Below are 20,553 nucleotides of genomic sequence, written 5' to 3'. Positions count from 1 at the left end.
GGCGCGAAGCTTGTCACGTCGGGCGCCACCTGACACGTCGTCCGTGTGACGATTTCGGCAGACACGTACGCGCCTTCGCCCTGTCGTACATCGGAATACAGCCCTCGTTCGTGGCACGCGGCGGAGCCTTCCGCGGCCTGACCGGAACATGACGTGCCTCGGCACGGACGGGCCGCAGAGTGAAGGGGCGTGATCCCGCCCGACGAACCTTCGCCCACCGAGAGCCTGCTCGTCTTCTCCGACGTGCACCTCGGCAGCGATTTGAACGATCACGGCACCTCGCCGCGCCGCTCGCACGGCATCGACGAGGACCTGACGAAGCTCCTCCGTCACTACGCCGACGTGCCGCCCGCGGGCGAGCGCTGGCGGGTCGTTATCGCCGGCGACTTCATCGACTTCATCGGCATGACCGTGAAGGGCGATCGCGCCCTCGAGGGGACGCTCACCGACGAAGAGCGTGTGCACGGGCTCGGGAGCGCCGCCGAGCACGCCCGCGAGAAGCTCCGCCGGGTCACCGCGCGTCACGCCGACGTGTTCGACGCCTTGGCCGAGCTGGTCGCGCGGGGGAACGCCCTCACGCTCGTGCACGGAAACCACGACGTCGAGCTCCACTGGGACGAGGTGAAGTCCGATCTCCGCGCCGAGCTCCTCCGCCGCGCCGAGGCGACGCGGCCGTCCCTCGATCGTGACGCGTTCCTCGCGCGCATCGAGTTCGAGCCCTGGTTCTTCTATTGGAAGGGCGTCGCCTACATCGAGCACGGCCACCAATACGATCCGTACTGCGCGAACGAGCACGTGATGGCCCCGCTCTCGCCGCTCGATCCGCGCCGCATCATGCGCGGGTTCTCGAGCATCTTGCTCCGCTACGTCGTCCGCCGGACCGACGGCATGAAGGAGCACGGCCACGAGACCTTGGGGGTGTTCGACTACGTCGGCTTCGGGCTCAAGCTCGGCCTGCGCGGCGTGGTGAGGCTCGTCTCGCGCTTCTCGGACGCCGTGGTCGAGCTCTTCCGGCTCCGTCGGGCCCACTTCTCGGAGGCGATGAGCACGCTCCGCGCCGAGCACGAACGCCGGCTCGGTTTGCTCGCGGAGGCCTCCCGCCTCGGCGCCGACCGCCTCCGCGCGCTCGCGGCGCTCCAGGCACCGCCGATCACGCGCTCCATCCCGGGCATCCTCGGGAGCGTCCTCCTCGATCGCCTCGCCCTCGGGCTCTTCTCGAGCTTGGCGCTCGCGATCGTGGCGGTCGTCGGCATGTTCCACGGTCGTTTTCTCTACGGGGCGATCGGCATCCTGGCCGCGTGGGTGCTCGCGCACGTGTACCTCGCGAAACAGCGCACGCTCGACCCCGCCGAGGAGATGGCGGCCCGCGCCGGCACGCTCGCGCGCCTCTTGCCCGCGGCGTTCGTCGTCATGGGGCACACGCACATCCCCGTCGTAGAGCCCGTGAGCGACGGCGGGGACGCCACGTACATCAACCTCGGCTCGTGGGCCGAGGAAGAGGAGCTCCAGGGCGACGCGCACCCCTACCGCGCCGCGCGCACCCACCTCGTCATCGAGCTCGACGAAGGTCGCCCGAAGGCCGAGCTCCGCGCGTGGCGAGGCGACGGGCCGCACAAGTACGAGGGCCCCGACGCGCCTCCCGCGTGACGGGCCGTATCTCGCGCTTCAGGGCTCGTCGTCGGGGGGAGAGACCTTGCGGAACGGTTTGCCCGGTCCCTTGCGGACCTTGGCTTCCCCGAGATCGAGGCTCGCGACGGCGCGCAGGCTCGGATCGTGGTCGAGGAGCCAGCCGAGCGTGACCCAGGCGAGGTCGTCCTCGTCGTCGGTGGTCTCGCAGACGAGCTGGTAGCTGCCGTCGTCGAAGCGGCCCGCGAAGCGCACCGGCTCTTCGCCACGAATGACCTGCTTCGTCGTGAGGGCGCGCCGGGAGTGGGGCTCGGGGAACGGCCACTTCGGATCGCGGGGGCCGGCGTCGGGGCGGAGGAACACGGGCTGCCGCGCGAGGAGCCCGAGGTCGACCTTCGGATCCCACGGGAGGCGCCGCTTCTTGTCGGGCCAGATGCACTGGACCACCGAGAAGGAGCGCTCGCCGCCGAGGTGCCGCACGGCCTGGCCGAGGTGCTCCTCGTACGCCGAGGTGGGGAAGCGCGCGAAGTGGCACGAGACCCCGGGCAAAATGCCTGTCTTTCGCGCGCCGTGCTCGAACCGCTCGCCCTTCTCGACGCGGCGCTGGATGACCGCGAGCAGGTGGTGCATGAGGTCGAGGTCGTCCCCGATGCCGAAGACGATGACCTCGGGGTGCTCGTAGGTCACCGTGAGGCCCACGGTGTACGCGAAGGCCGGGAAGTCCTCGTCGCCGAGCACCTTCACGACGTGCCAGCCGAAGCGGGAGACGTCGTCGTGGATGCGCTTTTGGATGCTCGACATGGGACCGCTCGCGCGACCACCGCCACGCCGAGGCCCCTATAGGCCGACCCGCGCGTGCCGTCACGTGTTTCGGAGGTGGGCCTTTTGCTACGGTGGGGGGCGATGAGCTTCGAGTCCCTCGACCGCCGCATGCGGATCTTCGAGACCGCGCACGATCACGCCGTGCTCCCGGGCCTCCACATGGTGGCGCGCATCGACGGGCGATCGTTCTCGCAGCTCACCCGGAGAGACCTCGGCCTCACCGAGCCGTACGACCTCGGGCTCCGCGACGCGATGGTGGCGACCTTGTTGTATCTGTCCGAGAGCACGGGTTTTTCCGTGCTCTACGGGTACACCCAGAGCGACGAGCTCAACCTCCTCTTTCGGCGCGACGAGGCCCTCTTCGGGCGCAAGCTGCGCAAGCTCCTCAGCGTGCTCGCGGGCGAGGCGAGCGCCAAGTTCTCGCTCGAGCTCGGTCGGATCGGGGCCTTCGACGCGCGCATCTCGATGCTGCCCACGGCGGACGACGTGGTCGACTATTTTCTCTGGCGCCAAGAGGACGCCCATCGAAACTGCCTGAACGGGCACGCGTACTGGCTCCTCCGCGGCGAGGGCCTCTCGGACGACGAGGCCACGAAGCGCCTCCGCGGCGTGAGCGTGTCGGGCCGGAACGAGCTCCTCTTCTCGCGCGGCCGAAACTTCGCCGACCTCCCGGCGTGGCAGCGCCGAGGCTCGGCCGTGCGCCTCCGCGACGTCGTGCGCGAGGGGACGGATCCCCGCACCGGCGCGAAGGTCGAGACCGTGCGCCGCGAGCACTTCGTCGATCACGAGCTGCCCATGAAAGACGCCTACGCCGCCCTCGTCCGCGGCATCGTCGAACGTCAGTGAGCCTCGAACGCGCCGAGCACGTGGGCCGGGGGCACCACCTCGAAGCCGAGCGTGCTCGGGAAGTCGCGTAGGTTGCCGGTGACCAGCATCGTGCATCGCCCGGCGAGGGCCACCTCGACGAAGGCGCGATCGTCGGGATCCGTGAGCGCGCCGGGGTAGACCGCGGTCGCGCCGAGGTGGAGCGCTTCGGCCTCGAGCCTCGTGAGCAGCGCCTCGCGTGCCTCGACCGAGATGCGCCGGAGCTTCGGTTTTTCGAGGGTCTTTCGGTACTCGGCGACGATGCGTTCGTCGACCACGAGCGTCGTGTGCGCGAGGAGGTGCAGGAGCGCGCGCGCGGGCACGGACCCGGGGCTCCACAGCGCCGACACGAGCACGTTCGTGTCGACGACCACGCGGAGCCGCTCGGTCAAAGCATCGCCGCGGCGAACGTGGCCGCGAGGCCCATGATCGTGTGCTGGGGGTTCACGCCGAGGTTCGTGGGGATGACCGACGCGTCGGCCACGACGAGGCCCTCGTAGCCGTGGACGCGGCCGAGCCCGTCGACCACGCTCGTCCTCGGATCGCTGCCCATGACACACCCGCCGAAGAGGTGGCTCAAGATGGCGATGTAGGCGCGCGGATCGAGCGGTGCTTCGAGCAGGCGGTCGACCTGGTTCGGCTCGAGCTTGTACGGGACCCCGGAAATTCCAGGCAAAATGGCCTTGGCGCCCGCCGCGACGTGCTGCTTCGCGACGAGGTGCATGCCCTTTCGGAAGCGCTCCATGTCGGCCTGGTCGAGCGTGTAGCGGACCTCGGGTTTCCCGAAGAAGCTGTCTTTCACGGTGCCGGCCGACTCGGCACGCACGGCGTGGCACCACATCGCCACGTGGCGGTACTCGGTGAGCCGCTTCATGAGCTCGGTCCCTCCGCCCGAGAGGCGGCTCGCGACGAGCTCGAACGGGATCGAGAGCGTCTCGAGCTTGAGCCCGGGATCGTTGCGGAAGCCGGTGCTCGCCCAGCCCTGCGTGGCGCCCGTGTTCATGTCGACCGGATCGTCGTAGACGCCGAAGACGCCGGTGCCCGGGTGCGCGCGGAAGAACTGACCGAGGGCCTTGCTCTTGATGCCCGAGCGCATGAGCAACACGGGCGACCACGTGGCCGACGCGGCCATGACGACGCCCTTTTTCGCCCGAATGCGCACGCGGGTGCCCTCGGCGCGGGTGCGCGGGTGCACGAACCGCCCCACGACGCCGGTGGCTCTGCGGCCCTCGAGCGTGACCCTGTCGACGCGCGCCGACGACACGACGAGCGCGCCGAGCGCGAGGGCCTCAGGGACGTAGGTGACGTTGGTGCTCTGCTTCCGCCGCTCGCGGCAGCCCTGGAGGCACTGGCCGCTGCCCGCACAACCCTTCGTGTACCTGCGCATCACGTGCGACTCGCGGAAGCCGAGCTTCTGCGCGCCGCGAATGGCGTAGAGGTTCGACTGACCGAGCGAGGCCTCGGGCACCTCTTCGACCGAGAGCTCGCGCTCGACCCTGTCTTGGGCGGCCCAGACGGCGCGTTTGAGGCCGGAAATCCCGTGTTCTTTCGACCACTTGTCGAAGATGTCCTCGGGCGTGCGCACGCAGATCGCGCTGTTGATCACGGTGGTGCCGCCCATGGTGCGGGCCTGCACGATGGGCCAGAGGGCGCGGCCCATGGTGACCTGCGCGCCCCAGTCGTCCATGAGGTCGCGCATGCTGCCGTAGACCGAGTGCGGGTAGTGCTCGGGATCGCGCCACGCGCCGGCCTCGACCAGGGCGACGCTCGCTCCGCCCCTCGCAAGCGTGACCGCGGCCGTGGCCCCGCCGGCGCCCGAGCCCACGACCACGAAGTCGACCTCGGCGTCGAGGTCGAGGTCGTCCTTGCTGCGATACGAGACGTGCCGCCCCCGCGGTTGCGGCTCTCCGGCGTGCGTCATTCGGTCCTCCAGGTGTCGGGGTCGGCCTCGAGCGGGGCGAGCGCGAACCGCTTTCGGACCTCGGGGTGCGAGGCCCACGCGAGCCCGGCCACGAGCTTCACGAGGAACACGGCCTGGCGGAGCAGGTACGAGTCGGTCGTGGCGATCGCGTCGGCGTGGCGATCGGCGAGCTTCGGGGGGAGCCAGAACGCGGGCAGCGGCACCTTCACCGTGAGGATCGGCGTGAGATGGAACACGATCGCGCCGAGGACGACACCCACCCACACGAGCGGCGTGGTCTCGTCGCGGTAGCGGGTGAGGAAGGCGTCGAGATCGCAGTCTTCGGCGCCCGGCAGATCTTCGGTGCGGGGATAAAGGAGGACGGTGGCGGCGCGTACGAGGGCGAGCACGGGACCTCGAAGACTACCGGATCGCCGCGCGCCCCTCCGAGGAAAAGGCCGAGGCCCGCCGCGCGATATCGCAGAGGAGGAGTGACTCGGGGACGGCGGGCCTCGTCACGGGACTACGCGCGGCACGTGGCTCGGTTTCGGCGCGCCTGCCGAGACGCGTTCTTTTTTTCGGCAAGGTGTGCCAAAAGCGAAGGATGGACGCGATTCGAGTGCGTGGGAGCCAGAAGCCGCTCGTCGGCCGGGTGCGGGTGAGCGGCGCGAAGAACGCGGCCCTGCCCATCCTCTGCGCGACGCTCCTGTCCGATGGCGCGAGCAAGCTCCGGAACGTCCCGAAGCTCCGTGACATCGACACGACGGCGGCGCTGCTCCGGTTCATGGGGCGCGGCGTCACGGTCGAGTCGCCCGAGGTCAACGTCACCGCCGGGAGCGACGTGCGCCCCGAGGCCCCGTACGAGCTCGTGAAGCAGATGCGCGCGAGCGTCATGGTGCTCGGCCCGCTGCTCGCGCGGTTCGGGCGCGCCAAGGTCTCGCTCCCCGGCGGCTGCGCGATCGGGGCGCGGCCCATCGATCAGCACCTGAAGGCCCTCGAGGCCATGGGCGCGACCATTCGCCTCGACCGCGGCTACGTCATCGCCGAGGGCCCGGCGGGCGGGCGGCTGCGCGGCGCCGAGGTCGTGTTCGACGTGCAGACCGTCACGGGCACCGAGAACATCATGATGGCCGCGGCCCTCGCCAAGGGGAAGACCGTGCTCGTCAACGCCGCGCGCGAGCCCGAGGTCGAGGAGCTCGGCCGCATCCTCAACAAAATGGGCGCGCACGTCTCCGGGGCGGGCACCGACGTCATCGAGATCGTCGGCGCCGAGCCGGGCGAGCTCCACCCGTTCGATCACGCGGTCATCCCCGATCGCATCGAGGCCGGCACCTACATGGTCGCCGCGGCCATGCTCGAGGGCAGCGACGTGGTGCTCGAAGGCGCCGAGTGGGACGACCTCGAGGCCCTCACGCTGAAGATGCGCATGGCCGGGGTGCAGGTCACGAGCGAGGGCCGCGACATCCGCGTGAAGCGTACGGGCGACCTCCGGCCGGTCAACGTCACCACGGCGCCGCACCCCGGATTTCCCACGGACATGCAGGCGCAGTTCATGGTGCTCATGTGCATCGCCAAGGGCGAGAGCGTGATCTCGGAGACCATCTTCGAGAACCGCTTCATGCACGTGCCCGAGCTCCAGCGCATGGGCGCGAGCATCGCCCTCCGTGGCAACACGGCCGTCGTGCAGGGCGTCTCGCGTCTCTACGGCGCGAGCGTGATGGCCACGGATCTCCGCGCGAGCGCCTCCCTCGTCGTGGCCGGCCTCGTCGCCGAGGACGAGACCGAGGTGCGGCGTGTTTATCACCTCGACCGCGGCTACGAGCACCTCGAGCAGAAGCTCGGGGCTTTGGGCGCGGACGTGCAGCGGGTCAAGGGCGCGGAAGGCTGAGTCTCCGCGGCCGAGGCCGCCACCCCGTCAGGCTCCGGTGCAAGATGTGCGCTCATGTAGGTGCCTTTCGCGCTTGACCTCTGCCGCCAATCGGAAAACCCTCGGCATGCCTTCCGGCCACGTGGGTCCGGGGCATGCTCGGAGGGTTATCGACCATGCGTGTGAATGCTCGTGTCTCGTCCATCGCCGCGTTGCTCGCGGCCACGTTCGTTCTCGGTACCGTCGGTTGCGGGGAGGATCTGCCGCCGCCTCAGCCGCCGCCGCCCCCGCCCGTGTCGGCGCCGCCCCCGCCGCCCCCGCCGCCGGAGCCCCCGCCGCCCCCGCCCGCGCCCAAGAAGACGCTCGCCGAGCTCCAGGCCGCCTCGGGCCAGACGATGGCCGAGGGCTTCGCTGCAGCCGACGCGAAGAAGGTCGCCGCGCTCTACGCGGAGAACGCCGTCATGAAGATGGCCGGCGCCCCCGACACGACGGGTCGCGCGGCGATCGAGAAGTCGATGACCGAGTTCTTCGCCACGTTCGGCAAGCTCAAGATGGGCGCCTCGCGTGTCGTCACGAAGGGCGACGTCGTCGTCACCGAGTGGGTCATGAACGCGACGCACACAGGCGAGTTCATGGGCATCAAGGCCACCGAGAAGCCCGTCGGTTGGGTCGGCATCAGCGTCGACTGGTACACCGAGGACGGCGCCATCAAGGAGAGCCACGTCTACTGGAACCCGTCCGTCATCGGTCCGCAGGTCGGCGCCTCGAAAGAGAAGAACCGCGGCGTCCCGGCGCTCCCCGCCAAGGCCGACGTGGTCGCCGCGGGCACCAAAGAAGACGAAGAGGCGAACGTCGCCGCCGTCGAGAAGCTGAACCGGTCGCTCGAGTCGAAGGACGAGAAGGCCTACGGCGCGTTCTTCACCGACGACATCACCTGGGACGACGTGACCATGCCCGAGCCGTCGAAGGGCAAGCCCGCGGTCCTCAAGTACTTCAAGGCGCTCTCGACCGGCTTCCCCGACGCAAAGATGGCCACGACGCACGCGTGGGGCCACGGCAACGTCGTCGTCGAAGAGGGCACCTACGCCGGCACCAACACCGGCACCCTCTTCGGAGACAAGCCCACGAAGAAGGCCGTCACCATCCACGAGGTCACCGTCTACGAGCTGACGAAGGACCACAAGGTCGCGAAGGCCGTCACGTACGGCAACGACCTCGAGATGCGCATGCAGCTGAAGCCCCCGGCTCCCGCGAAGCCCGCCGCCCCCGCGAAGCCCGCCGCTCCCGCGAAGCCCGCCGCTCCCGCGAAGCCCGCCGCTCCCGCGAAGCCCGCGCCCAAGAAGTGACGAAGCGCGACTGAGCCCGAGGGCCGCCGTCGGATCCTTCCGCGGTGGCCCTCGCGCCATTTCGTCTCAAGGAGGCGGAACGCCGAGCTCGGCCTGGACGTCGCTCAGCGGGCGCGCAAAGTGGGGGAACGGGTCCCACGCGCGCGAGAGATCCTTCGTCACGCGGAGCCCACGAAGCAGCGCCGGGGCCACGACCTCGGGGAGAAAGTGCCCCGTCGCGCCCTCGGAGTACGGCGAGACGCGGATCGCGAGGTGAAACTGGAGCGCGATCGAGAAGAGCCAAAAAAAAGGATCTTCGCGCGCCGTGCCGGCGATGAACGACACGACGCTCACCTCGCCGTGCGGCGTCGTGTCGTAGCCCGCGAGCACGTGCGCGAGGTCGTGCCACACGCCCTCCTCGGCGACGATGCCCTCGCCCGGGAAGCCGAGCTCGTTCTCGACGATGAAGCGAAAATAGGCGCGACCGAACGTGCCCTCGGGCAGCTCGCCGAGCGCGATGTACTTCCGCGCGAGCGTGGGATCTTGCGCGAGCCCCACCATCGGGCCGACGATCTTCCAGACCCCCATGGGGCCCTTCTCCCGGAGCGTGCGCTCGAAGATGGGCCGCGCGAACGAGCGCCGCGCGAGATCGAGCCACAACGTGCGGAGGCGCCCCTCGGCCACGTGCCCCAGGTTCGCGACACGAGGCTCGTCCACCCCGAGCTCCGACGCGTACCTCCGCGCGAGCGCGACCTCGGCCTGCGTGACGTCTCCGTCCATGAGCGCCATGAGGATCATCGCCTGCACCACGCGCTCGCGGCGCGCGGGCTCGGGGAACACACGCGCGAGCTCGTCGACCGGGATGTCCTCGAGGCGGTCGGGATCGCCGCTCACGCCGAGCACCTTCGCCGCGACCCGCAGCGTGTCCTCTTCGATCGCCGAGAGCTCACCGTCGGCGCGCGCACACGTGGCCATCGCGCTGAGGCTCGCGTATGCCTCCTCGTTCGAGATCGCGAAGGGCAGCTCCATCGCGTGAGCGTACCGCGAACGGGACTGCGCGGTAGCTCGGCATCGGCGGAGCGGCCGAGCTCGCTCTTCGCGCGGCCGAGCTCGGTCGACCACGCGGTGCCGGCGCGCTTTTGGACTATGCTTCGGGGTGATGGCAGAGAGCTTCGACGTCGACTTCCTCGTCGTGGGGTCCGGGTTCGGTGGGAGCGTGTCGGCGCTCCGCCTCGCCGAAAAGGGCTACTCGGTGCACGTGCTCGAGCGCGGCGCCCGCTTCGCCCCGAAAGACTTCCCCAAGACGAACTGGAACCTCCAGAAATCGTTGTGGATTCCGGCGGCGAAGTGCTTCGGTATCTTGCGCCTGTCCTTCTTGAGCGACGTGTTCGTGCTCTCGGGCGCGGGGGTCGGCGGTGGCTCGCTCGTGTACGCGAACACGCTCTACATCCCGCCCGACGCCTTCTTCGAGGCTCCCCAGTGGGCCGGCATGAAAGACTGGAAGGCCGCGCTCCTCCCGCACTACCGCATGGCGCAGTACATGCTGGGTGTCACCCAGAACACCTTCGAGGGGGAGCCCGACGTGCTCCTCAAGAGCATCGCCAAGAAGATGAACCGCGAGGCCACGTACGTGCGCACGCCCGTGGCCGTCTACTTCGGCGACGGCGACACGAAGCCCAAAGATCCGTACTTCGACGGCGCGGGCCCCGCGCGTACGCCCTGCACGCTCTGCGGCGGGTGCATGGTCGGGTGCCGCCACGGGGCGAAGAACACCCTCGACAAAAACTACCTGTACTTTGCAGAGAAGCTCGGCGCCGTCGTCGAGCCGATGCGCACCGTGGTCGACGTGCGCGCGCTCCCGGGCGGTGGCTACGCCGTCACCCACGAGGAGAGCGGCGCGTGGTTCGCGAAGAAGCGCAAGGTCACCCGCGCGAAGAACGTGGTGCTCTCGGCGGGCGTGCTCGGCACGGTGAAGCTCCTCATGGAATGCAAGGAGCGCGGCTCGCTCCCGAACGTGTCGGAGCGGCTCGGCCAGGCCGTTCGCACGAACAGCGAGGCGATCTTGGGCGTCACCACCGAGGATCGCTCGGTGTCGTACTCGAAGGGCATCGCCATCACCACGTCGTTCCACCCCGACGAGCACACCCACGTCGAGGTCGTGCGCTACAGCGAAGGCTCCGACGCCCTCGCGCCCCTCGCCACGCTCCTCACCGACGGCGGCCCCGGCCTGCCTCGTCCGCTGAAGTACCTGAAGAACGTGCTCACCCAGCCCCTCACGTTCCTTCGATCGCTCTGGCCGTTCGGCAAGGCGAAGCGCGGCATTTTCCTCCTCGTCATGCAGACGCTCGACAACTCGATCTCGCTCACCATGAAACGAAAATGGACGCGCCTCTTTCGCCGCGCGTTCGACACCGACCGCGGTACGGGCGCCCCGAACCCGACGTACATCCCCCTCGGCAACGAGGTCGCGCGTGTGTTCGCGGGGAGCCTCAAGGGCGGCATCGCGTACTCGTCCATCCCCGAGGTGCTCTTCGACGTGCCCACGACGGCGCACATCCTCGGCGGCGCGCCCATCGGCCCCTCGCCCGACGTGGCCGTGATCGACGAGAAGAACGAGGTCTTCGGGCACCCCGGCCTCTTCGTCTGCGACGGCTCCATGATCCCGGCGAACCTCGGCGTGAACCCGAGCCTCACGATCACGGCCATCTCCGAGCACGCGATGAGCCAGGTGCCGGTGAAAGAGGGCTGCGAGCTCCGCCCGGGCATCGACCCTGCGTGGACCGCGAAGCGCATCGCGGCCGTCGAGGAGCGCGCGAAGCTTCTCGGCTCGCCGAGCCTGCAAGAGCACGACGCGGCCGAGTAGAGAACGCTTGGCGAAATGCCGATTCTTTTCGAGGAGATCCCGCTCTTTCGTGGCATGACGTCGGCGTCGCGCGAGCGGCTCGGGCACGTGCTCACGCTGCGCGACCTGACCGACGGCGAAGTGCTGCTCTCGGAGGGCACGCCCACCGCGGAGCTCTTCGTGCTCGCCGAGGGGAAGATGCGTGTATCACGCAAACACGAGGACGACGACGACCCTCACGAGGTCGCCCACGTGGGCGAAGGTGAGGTGCTCGGCGAGATGTCGATCTTCGACGGGCTCCCGACGACGGCCACGGTCACGGCCGAGGGCCCCTGCCGCGTCTGGGTGGTGCCGTACACGAGGCTCTGCCCCGGGGGCGATCTCGTGCGAGGCGACACTCCCGAGGCGCGCGCCTTCTCTCGCGTCCACGACGAGCTCGTCGCGTCGATGGTGAAGGTCATGGCCGCGCGCCTCCGCGCCATGTCCAAGGCCGATCTCGCCGAGGCGAAGGAGCGCGCCGCGCTCGGGCTCTTCGTGGTGGACGCGCTCGTCCTGCTCGCCGGGTACGCCGTGCTGCTCGCCGCCCTGCCCGACGTGAAACCGAACCTTCCCGGGTCGAGCTCGTACCTGTCTCTCCCGCTCATCGCGCTCTTTGCCTACGGCGGCGTGCGGTTCATCCGCCGCACGGGCAAGCCCCTCTCGTCCTTCGGCCTCGGCCTTTCGAACCTCTTCGGCTCCCTCGGTTTGTTCTTCGTGGTGACGCCGCTCCTCCTCGCCATCGCGACGGGCGCCAAGGCCATCGCGCTCGCGCTCCACGCGCCGTGGAAGGGGTACCCTCTCTTCGAGCGCACCGACGTGCTCGTGCGCCTCCAAGAGCCTCACGTCGTGCGCCTGCTCGCGATTTACGCCGTGTCGTGCGTCGCCCAAGAGATCATCGTGAGGGGCGCGCTCCAGAGCGGCCTCTGGCTCTTCTTGCGCGGCAAGTACGCCCACGCGAGGGCCATCTTGGTGGCCGCGCTGCTCTTCTCGGTGAACCACCTGCACATGTCGTTCTTCTTCGCGGCGGCCATGTTCGTGCCCGGCGTCGTGTGGGGCATCATGTTCGCGAAGCGTCCGCACGTGCTCGGGGTCACGCTCTCGCACCTCGTCGCGGGCGCGTTCGTGTTCTTCATCCTCGGGATAAATCTCCCGTAGATCCGAGGGGTTATCGACGCTCTCAGGCCTTCTTGCCGCGGCCTAGCACGCCCTTCAGCACGGCGAGATCGTCGCGCCCGAGCTCCCCCGTGAGGGTGAGCGCGCCGAGGTAGACGAACGCGACCGCCACGGCGGCGACCACCGTGAGCCCCTTGCCGAGAGGCGGCACGAAGCGCCCGGCGACGGCGAGCGCGGCGAGGGCACCGAACACCCGCAGGGCGGTCTTCCCCGGCACGAAGGCTTTGGCCTCGCGGTGCACGAGCCACGCTCCGAACACCACGGTCGTCCCGAGCGAGACCGACGCCGCCGTGGCCGCCGCGACGAGCTGCGCGCCTCCGAACGCCGCGCCGCCCGTGGCGAGCGCCGTGGCCGCGAGCGTGAGCGTGAGCGCCGTCGCCGTGAGGGCCATCGCCTTGCGCTCGCGGCCGAGGCTCACGAGCACCGTCGTGGCGAGGCCCAACATGGCGAACGCCGTTTGACCGAGCGCGAGCACGCGGAGCGCGTCGGCGCCCCGAGCCGCGACGTCCTTTCCGTAGACGAACGCGAGCAGCGACGGAGGCAACGTGATGACCACCGACGCGAAGAGCCCGAGCACGATCGAGCCGAGCCGGCTCCCGCGCGACACGAGGCGCCGTACGGCCTCGCGATCGCCCTCGGTGTGGGCCTTCGCGAGCATCGGGAAGAGGATCTGGGTCACGCTGAAGAGGAGCTGGTACGGCAAGAACGCGAAGAGCTGGCATGCGCGGTAGACACCGACCCACTCGTCGGCCACCTTCTCCGGCCCGTCGGTGATCACCGCCGCGGCGCCCTTCGACAGGTAGTGCCCGAGCACCGAGATGTCGGCCTGCATGAGGGCGCTCGTGAAGAGCTGGGCCAGCATGACCGGCACGAGCCCGAGGAGGTAAGGCTTCGCCTTCGGCACGCGGGGATCGTCGGCCGTGGGAGCCGTGCCCGTTCCCGTCCACCGCAGCGCCAGCAACATGACGGCGACGCCCGCGAGCACGGCGCCGATGGCCGAGCCGAGCACGCCGTTCTCCCACTTGGCGCGAAAGAGGTAGCCTAGCCCCACGAGGCCCGCCGTGCGAAGCGTGGCCGCGGTCATGTCGAGCGTGGCTTGTTTGGCGAACTCGCCCTTGCCGTTCAAGTAGCCCACGAGCGGCGCGTACGCCCCGTACACGGCGACCAGCGCCGCCATCACCATGAGCGGCACCAAGATGTACGGCGCGTGCTGGAACCACGCGATCGCGGGCGAGGCCGCGAGAAACCCCGCGGCCACGACGATCCCCGTGACGAGGTGGACGCGGTACGCCGCACGGAACGCCTCGCGGTCCTTCTCGCCCGCGCCTGCCACGGTGCGGCTCACCCCTTGCGTGAACCCGAACACGATCACGTTCGAGACCACGCTCGACGGCGCGAACACGCGAGAGAAACCCCCGTAGCCGGCGAGCCCGATGGCCCGCGGGAGGAGCGCCTGCTGCACGAGCCCCACGAGCTGGAAGAACACCTTCGCGGCGAGCACGAACATGCCCCCGCGGCCGGCGCGCCGCACCTCGGCGCCATCGGCCGGCTTCTCGACGCTCTCGACCCGGGGGCTCTCCGACATGCGCCCCGCTTACCAGGGAAGGGGGCCCTCTACCGAGTATTTTGCAGGACCGACCGCAGCGCGACGGGCTTCTGAGGCAACGAGAGCGGGGGGAGGCTCGTGTCCCGGGTGAGCGTGCACGTGTCGGTGATCCGAAACCCGTGCACCTCGTAGGTCCCGTCGCCGCGCGCGCGTCGATCCCCGACGAAGAGCGTGTCGCCGCGCACGAAGAGGCCCTGGAGGTCGTAGCCCGAGGTGCGAAGCGTCGTGTCGCCTCGGGCGGTCACGCGCGGCGTGCCCCGCGTGTCGGCGAGCACGAGGCTCGTGGCGTTCACGTCTTTCTTCGGGTCGGCCACGATCGCGACGAGGCATGGCCCCGCGAACGCGAGCTCGGCCACGCTCCCTCCGAGCTCTCGCTCCCCGAGGACCATGCGTGACGCCCCCGTCTCGGGGTCGAACCGCTCGACGCCGGCGTCGGGCTCGTCGTCCGCGTCGAAGTTTCCCGGCTCGGCCAGGTAGAGCCCGCCTTCGTGCTCCACCATGGCTCCGAAGGGGTTTTTCCCGAGGAGGGGGTGCGCGCGTACGGGCGCTCGTGTGGCCGTGTCGAGCTCGAGCACCGCCGAAGCCCTCCGTGAGACGAGGTCACGATCGAGCCGCTCGAGCGAGACGAACGCGCGCTCTCCTCGGGAGGTCCGAACGATTCGCACCGACGCGGGCTGAGGGTTCCCGTCCTCGTCGTAGGCGCCGAGCGGCACGGTCGTGCGCGCGCCGCCCTCGAGCACGAGCAACGTGCCGTCGTTGAACCGAGGCACCCACATGCGCCCCGCCGAATCGACCGCGAGATCCTGAGGGTTCTGCACGCCGCTCGCGCCCTCGTCGTGCAGGCCGATCTTCGCGATCGGCGCGCCACACGTAGGGTCGAGCTCGAAGGCGAGGTCCTGATCGCGCGCGAGCAAGAAGAGCCGACCCCGTGACACGGCGAGGGCCGGATCTTTCCCGAGGTCCACGCCGAAGCGGCTCTCCCGTTTGCCGTCCGAGAGCCGGAGCGCCGTCACGCCGCTCGACGCGTAATCACTCGTCGCGACCACCACGTCATGAGCCTGGGTGCACGTCGGCGGAGCAGGATCGGACGCCGAGCCACACGCCGAGAGACCGACCGAGAGCGCCCCGGCCGACACTAAAAAATAGAACGTTTTCAATGGTTTGACCCTCCCACGCATTCCCGCATGGGGAGCCGCGAAGCGGCCCGGGTGGGTGGGACGTCCGGTCTCCGGGCTCCCGGATCGTCCTCCCCCGAGCCCTTCCCGAGCGGTGAGGCTCGGTGGATTTGCTCGGGTTCGTCCCCGGATACCGTGGCGGGTGCCGCGCCGGACTCTCACCGGCTTCCCATGCGACCCGGACAAGCCCGTGCCGCACGACGTCACACATCACGCGCTCCGCTGACGCCGAGTCACGTGACGAGGCTCGGGATAGTCCGAAGGGCCCGCGCGCGCAAGGGCAGGCCCCCGAAGGAACGTGCCGGACGCGTCGCCGTCCGAAGAAACGTCACTGCATTTGGGGGTCGGGGCGGCCGTTCGCTTGGAGACCGGCCTTCTTCAAGGCGCCCTCTTTCGTGGGCGGAGGCGGCTCGCTCGTGACCACGACTTCCATGACATCGAGGCGTGAGCCGCTGCGTGTTCGCTCGACGCGCACGTCGATCACGCGTGTCGGGTCGGCCTTGGGGCGCACGCTCGAGAACGTGGTCGTGGTGGTGCCCATGGTGATCTTTCCGTCACCGACGCGGGCCCGCACGTAGTTGGCGACGTTCTCGGGGGGAGCGTAGATTTCGCCCGTCGTCTGCCGGGTGAGGCGGCCCGTGACCTGAGTGTCGCGCGGGAGCACGAGGCCGAACGCCGACTCGGTGCCCTCGAGGAGCTCGCCCGGGGCGACGTGATCGACGGGCTTCGGTGGAGCCGACGGAGCCGGGGGGGGCGGAGGCGGTTCGGTCTTTTTGCAGCCGAGCGAGCCCGAGCCCACCCCGAGGGTGCACACGGCGACGACGGCGAACCGCCGGGCCGCGTGCCTCGTCGAACGATGCGAGGTCGTGGTCATCGTGTCCTACTCGACCACCGACGCCCACGCATCGACCACGGTCTGCGTCACCGGGAGGGCAAGGTCCTTCTTGATCTGCTTGACCGAGTTCTTGCCGGGGCCCGTATCGGGCGCCGACACGTTGGCCACGAGCGAGTACGACACGGGGCTCGTGACGTTCGGCGTGTTGCGCGGGCCGCCACCGAAGTAGTCGTACGAGGTTTGGTCGGTGGCACACGCTTGGCTCGCGCGGACGGTGACGCCCGGGAGGAGCTTCTCGGCCACCGCCGGGTCCGAGTCGACCACGAACTGGACCGGGTTGGGCATGGCGGGCATGCGGAACGCGCCGCCCTTCGTGACGTCCCCGAGCTCCGGCTTCATGAAGTCGACGCCGTAGAGGCGTGACTCGCCGGGGGCGCACACGTTCGCGGTGCTGTTCGGCCGGTACGTCGCGAAGTAGAGCGCCTTGTCGAACACCGCCATGGGCCCCGTGACTCGCTCGCCGCTGTTCATCTGGAGGTACCAGTTGAGCTGCGGGACCGAGCGCGTGGCGCCGGCCACCTCGGTGACCGACCAGACCACATGGTGATCGTTCACCGTGGCCGAGCCGAGCTCTTCTTGATCGCCGTTCGCCACGTTGACGACGAGCGAGCCCTTCTCGTTCAGCGACACGACCGGCGTCACGACGATGGGCTTGTCCCCCGTGAAGGGACCGAGCCCCGGGCCGCGCGTGTCGAGGAAGAGGTCGGCCGTCCACTTGGTCGGGTTCGAGTTCGAGAGGTCGAGGCGGTAGACCGTGCCGTCGGCGTCGCCGATGAACACCTTCTGCGCCACGCTGCCCGGGTCGTTCGGGAACACCACGGGCGTGCCCGTGATCGGCGCGTCGAACGGGCTGTTGATGACGCGGCAGGCGCCCGAGCCGGTGCCGTTCGCCGGGCACACGCCTCGGTCGAGGATGCGCTTCGGCACGTCGTTGTCGCTCGCGTTGGCGCGGGCGAAGTGGCGAATGACCTCGCCCGTGTCGAGGCGCACGATGGTCACGCTGCGTCCGCTCACGGCGTCGTCGCAGTCGTCGGCCCAGCGTCGCACGGTGCTGCGCGGGTTCATCACGGCCTCGGCGCCGCCGAACGGGGGCGCGGCCGAGAAGGGGGCCTCGGTCGAGCGGCGGTTGCAGCTCGGGGCCGGAGCCGGCGAAGGCACGTCGTCGTCGATGCCGCCCGGGAGGATCGCCACGCCGACCTCGCGAGGTTGACCGTCGCCCGTCGGGTTCGCGGGGTCGTTGATGTAGAGCGTCGTGATGGCAGGCGTGCCGACGCGGTCCCCGAAGAGGGTGAAGCTGTCCTTTCCGCGCTTGTTCTTGTGCTTCTTGCCCTTCTTCTTCTTGCCCTTCTCGCCGCCGCCGGCCTCCTCGGTCGAGGTGAGCTGCCAGAGGAAGTGGGGGCCGACCGGCCTCCCGGCGCCGGGGCGGAGGGCCGACGCGAGCGAGGCCTTGTTGCCGTTCGTCACCGCGACGTAGTCGCTCGGGTTCGTGATCTGGCCGTCGGCGCTCACGTCGAGCGCGAAGTAGCCGTCCTTGCCGGCGCCCGCGATCAGCACGGAGTGCCACGCGGTGTCGGCGCCGACACCACCGGCAGCGCGCTCGAACACGACGTCCTTCACCACGGGCGAGGTGTCCATCAGGTTCTGCTGACCGCCGGGGAAGTTCGACTGGTAGTCCGCGAGCACGGCCGGCGGGGCGAACGCCCAGAGCTCGCTCGTGGTCGACGAAGCGCCGCGCCCGGGGTAGTTCACGTCGAACGCGTGGAGGAGGCCGTCGGTCGTCTCGACGTAGAGCGTCTGTCGGCGATCTTTGAAGTATTCCGCGAACTTACGGTACCCCTCGTCGCGGAGGAGCGCGCTGGGGGCCGACGCGATCGCGGGCGTGGAGTGGATGACCGCGCCGAGCGGCTGGCACACCTTCGGGTCGGTCGACTGGCCCTTGCCGCTCCCGATCGGGCAACGCACGGCGTAGGCGCCGGTCACGCCGTCGCTCGTGTCGGGCAGGTCGGTCGGGGAGGCCGCCGTGGTGAAGCCCCAAAGCACACGCGCGCACTTGGTCTCGTCCGAGATCTTCGAGAGCTTCACGCCGGTCGGGAGGCGCGTCTCTTTGCAGGTGTTCTTGTCGACGTCGAACACCTCTTTGACGTCGTTGTTCGAGATGCCGCCCAGCGCCGTGCGGAACGCGGTGTTGTCGGCCACGGCGGCCTTCGTCAGCATGGTCTCGTAGCCACCCACCTGGAGCACGCCGTCGTTCACCGTCGATGCGTACGGGCGAATGGACTCGTTGCCATCGACGTGGCCGCTGATATTCGAGGGGAGCGCCGTGAAGAAATAGCGCTGGCGATCGAGGTTTTGCTGGAGATTGTGGAGGTAGTCGTCGCCCGCGGCCTGGCTGATGGCCGCGTCGGGCGTGAGCGTGCCCGAGGCGCACGTCGAGCGGCGGCGCTCGATCTGCCCCCGCCAGATGTTGGCCGAGGCCGTGCCGTTCGAAGCGCCGGCCGCGTCGGCCACGAACGACGAAACGAACATCGAGCTCTGCGTGACGGCCGTCGCGCCCGTTCCGATGGTGGTCGGCGTGGAGTAGGCGGGGATCGAGCGCGTCGCCGATTGGGACGAGATCGAGCCGAGGATGTCGGCGAACACGGAGACGAGGTCGGTCTGGGTCTCGGCGAAGTAGGCGCCTCGGGTGCCGTCGCTTCCCGCCATCGCGATGTCGTTGAGCTCGCAGCACGCGCGGGCCGTGGTGGTCTCCCACTGGGCGAGGCCCGCCGCAGTGGCCGGGTTGCCCGCGATCGTGTCCTTCTGCGATTTGCACGCGTTCTCGAAGTCCGCTGGCGTGGCGCTCAAGGCGCGCCAGTCGGCGCAGCGCTTCGGGCCCGCGTACGCCCCGGGGAAGCCCTCGTTCGCGACGCCCGAAGGGGTGCCGTCGTGACCGACCGCGAACCCCACGACGAACGTGGTGACCGGCTTCATCGACCCGGTGAGGTTGCCGGCCTCACGCATGCGCTTCGCCGTGCGCTCGGGGCGGAAGAACGGGCACCGCGTGCCGCCGGCGAGCTCGGTCGCCTCGGACTGCATGGCGTGGCCGGCGCCCTGGCTGCAGAGCTCCTGGGTGCGAAGGTCGAGGTTGGGGGCGCCGTCGGAGAGCAAGATCGCGTACTGCTCGCGGCAGCCGCCCGTCACGTATGCGTCGTCCCGGGGGTAGCCCGAGCTCGCGTTGCCCGTCGACTTACGAAGGAGGTAGTCGTAGGCCGCGGCCATGAGGCCTGCGGTGGGCGTGCCGCCGTACGGGCGTGCCGCCACGATCGCGGCCTGCACGTCCGTGTTGTGCGTCACGAGCTCGGACTGCGTGATGGTCGGACCCGGGAACCCGATGAACGGTCCCTCCCACGACGGGGCATGCTCGTTCCTGGCGCCGACGGCCATCGGCAAGAGATCGGCGCAACCCGGGATGCGGCCCGCGAGCGGGAAGATGTTGTTCTCGTTCGTCCAGAACGCGCCGCCCGTCGCCCCGCTCGGGTTGCTGAAGAGGAACGTCCAGCCGCCGCCGTTGTAGTTGGTCGACCCCGTCAAGCCCGAGAGCGTCGTGGCGGGGGCGCCCGACATGTACTCGCCCGTGCCAGCGCTCGGATCGTTGTCGAACGTCATCAGGCCGAAGCGCGCGAACCTGGCGGCCACGTCGATCTGTCCGTCGTCGGACTGGTGGAAGACGCACTTGCCGCCCGCGCCGTCGTCGTCGTCGTCCCCGGAGCTGCCGGTCGTGTGGACCCTCCCGAACTCCACGGCGTGGCCGTTCGGGAAGTTGTAGCTGCCCGCGGTCCACGGGTAGCTCGCGAGGCGCTTTCGATCGAAGAGGCGCCCACCCCACGCGGGCAGCGCGCCCGCGGCCCCGTTGGCGAACACGCCGCACACGTCGCTGTCGGCCGTGCTACCGGCGAGCGGGACGTGGTGCGGGATGCCGTAGCCGTCGTCGTAGATGGCCGCGGGGTCGAGCGTCCCGTGGAGCGAGGTCTTCCAGTACGCGTTCAAGAACGCGGAGCGATCCATCTCGCCCGGCCCTGCCGGGGTGCCGTCGCGCCGCATGACGCCGCAGCTATAAAATGGCTGCACCGAGCCCGTGAGCCCCTGCATGACCGAGGCCCAGCGGTTCGGGCTCCCTCCGGCCACACCCGGTGTGCACACGGGGAGCGACCCGTCCGGCATGCGCTCCATCGACCCCGAGGTGTCGACGAGGAGGAGCACGTTCGGAGGCGGCGCTTGGAACGGCGACTTGCCCTGCGCCGAGGCTCGGCAGGGCACGAACGCCGCGACGCCGGCCGCGAGCAGCGCGAGGCCGCTCGAGACGACGGACGCACGGCTCCGCGTTCGGGCGCGGGGGCGGGGGACAGGGGCTGCGGAGAGACGACTCACCATGGAAGAGAC

Annotated in this window: 15 protein-coding genes and 1 riboswitch; of the genes, 6 read left to right on the top strand and 9 right to left on the bottom strand. The window is 69.8% G+C overall.

The features are described 5' to 3' along the window. Positions 1-189 precede the first annotated feature (189 nt). On the top strand, positions 190-1,647 hold the full coding sequence (locus IPK71_29175; protein ID MBK8217819.1) for a metallophosphoesterase: 1,458 nt from the start codon (positions 190-192) through the stop codon (positions 1,645-1,647). 18 nt (positions 1,648-1,665) lie between these two features. On the opposite strand, the gene IPK71_29170 is transcribed toward IPK71_29175, so the two are convergent. Continuing rightward, positions 1,666-2,427, bottom strand: a complete 762-nt coding sequence (locus IPK71_29170; GenBank protein MBK8217818.1) for a DUF4262 domain-containing protein — start codon at positions 2,425-2,427, stop codon at positions 1,666-1,668. Between the two features lie 102 nt (positions 2,428-2,529). On the opposite strand from IPK71_29170, the gene IPK71_29165 reads away from it, so the two are divergent. Continuing rightward, positions 2,530-3,294, top strand: a complete 765-nt coding sequence (locus IPK71_29165) for a guanylyltransferase (GenBank protein MBK8217817.1) — start codon at positions 2,530-2,532, stop codon at positions 3,292-3,294. Here IPK71_29165 and IPK71_29160 read toward each other — a convergent pair. Genes IPK71_29160 through IPK71_29150 form a run of 3 tightly spaced genes read right to left on the bottom strand, consistent with a single transcriptional unit; the run spans position 3,288 to position 5,622 of the window. Beyond that, entirely contained in the window at positions 3,288-3,704 is a 417-nt protein-coding gene (locus tag IPK71_29160) for a putative toxin-antitoxin system toxin component, PIN family (protein MBK8217816.1), read from the bottom strand. The two genes, IPK71_29165 and IPK71_29160, sit on opposite strands and share 7 nt — an antisense overlap. Further along, on the bottom strand, positions 3,701-5,233 hold the full coding sequence (locus IPK71_29155; GenBank protein ID MBK8217815.1) for a GMC family oxidoreductase: 1,533 nt from the start codon (positions 5,231-5,233) through the stop codon (positions 3,701-3,703). Before IPK71_29155 ends, IPK71_29160 begins: the two co-directional genes overlap by 4 nt. After that, positions 5,230-5,622 carry a hypothetical protein gene (locus IPK71_29150; protein ID MBK8217814.1) on the bottom strand — a complete coding sequence of 131 codons (393 nt, stop codon included), beginning with the start codon at positions 5,620-5,622 and terminating at the stop codon, positions 5,230-5,232. Before IPK71_29150 ends, IPK71_29155 begins: the two co-directional genes overlap by 4 nt. Positions 5,623-5,816: 194 nt before the next feature. On the opposite strand from IPK71_29150, the gene murA reads away from it, so the two are divergent. Together murA and IPK71_29140 are read left to right on the top strand one after the other, a co-directional pair. Next, on the top strand, positions 5,817-7,100 hold the full coding sequence (gene murA / locus IPK71_29145; GenBank protein ID MBK8217813.1) for a UDP-N-acetylglucosamine 1-carboxyvinyltransferase: 1,284 nt from the start codon (positions 5,817-5,819) through the stop codon (positions 7,098-7,100). A gap of 155 nt (positions 7,101-7,255) precedes the next feature. Further along, positions 7,256-8,425, top strand: coding sequence for an ester cyclase (locus tag IPK71_29140; GenBank protein MBK8217812.1), 1,170 nt, complete (start codon positions 7,256-7,258; stop codon positions 8,423-8,425). 66 nt (positions 8,426-8,491) lie between these two features. Here the strand turns inward: IPK71_29140 and IPK71_29135 are convergent, their stop codons facing one another. Beyond that, on the bottom strand, positions 8,492-9,433 hold the full coding sequence (locus IPK71_29135; protein ID MBK8217811.1) for a TerB family tellurite resistance protein: 942 nt from the start codon (positions 9,431-9,433) through the stop codon (positions 8,492-8,494). Between the two features lie 127 nt (positions 9,434-9,560). Here IPK71_29135 and IPK71_29130 point away from each other — a divergent pair, with 127 nt between their 5' ends. Together IPK71_29130 and IPK71_29125 are read left to right on the top strand one after the other, a co-directional pair. Beyond that, a complete protein-coding gene (locus IPK71_29130) occupies positions 9,561-11,267 on the top strand; it encodes a GMC family oxidoreductase (protein ID MBK8217810.1) in 1,707 nt (568 codons plus the stop codon). Positions 11,268-11,282: 15 nt separating this feature from the next. Beyond that, positions 11,283-12,440: a cyclic nucleotide-binding domain-containing protein gene (locus tag IPK71_29125; GenBank protein MBK8217809.1), complete on the top strand. Its 1,158-nt coding sequence runs from the start codon at positions 11,283-11,285 to the stop codon at positions 12,438-12,440. Between the two features lie 22 nt (positions 12,441-12,462). Here IPK71_29125 and IPK71_29120 read toward each other — a convergent pair whose 3' ends face one another. From IPK71_29120 to IPK71_29105, 4 genes are all read right to left on the bottom strand, one after another. Then, a complete protein-coding gene (locus IPK71_29120; protein ID MBK8217808.1) occupies positions 12,463-14,043 on the bottom strand; it encodes an oligosaccharide flippase family protein in 1,581 nt (526 codons plus the stop codon). Positions 14,044-14,072: 29 nt separating this feature from the next. Then, positions 14,073-15,221: a hypothetical protein gene (locus IPK71_29115; protein ID MBK8217807.1), complete on the bottom strand. Its 1,149-nt coding sequence runs from the start codon at positions 15,219-15,221 to the stop codon at positions 14,073-14,075. A 65-nt stretch (positions 15,222-15,286) separates the two neighbouring features. Then, a riboswitch (cobalamin riboswitch) is annotated at positions 15,287-15,412 on the bottom strand. A 155-nt stretch (positions 15,413-15,567) separates the two neighbouring features. Beyond that, a complete protein-coding gene (locus IPK71_29110; GenBank protein MBK8217806.1) occupies positions 15,568-16,113 on the bottom strand; it encodes a hypothetical protein in 546 nt (181 codons plus the stop codon). 6 nt (positions 16,114-16,119) lie between these two features. Further along, positions 16,120-20,544 carry a hypothetical protein gene (locus tag IPK71_29105; protein ID MBK8217805.1) on the bottom strand — a complete coding sequence of 1,475 codons (4,425 nt, stop codon included), beginning with the start codon at positions 20,542-20,544 and terminating at the stop codon, positions 16,120-16,122. Positions 20,545-20,553 lie beyond the last annotated feature (9 nt).

This window comes from Myxococcales bacterium (genome assembly GCA_016712525.1).
Classification (GTDB): Bacteria; Myxococcota_A; Polyangia; order Polyangiales; family Polyangiaceae; genus JAAFHV01.
The sequence above is the reverse complement of the archived record's forward strand: the minus strand, read 5'-3'. Positions and strand labels throughout refer to the sequence as shown.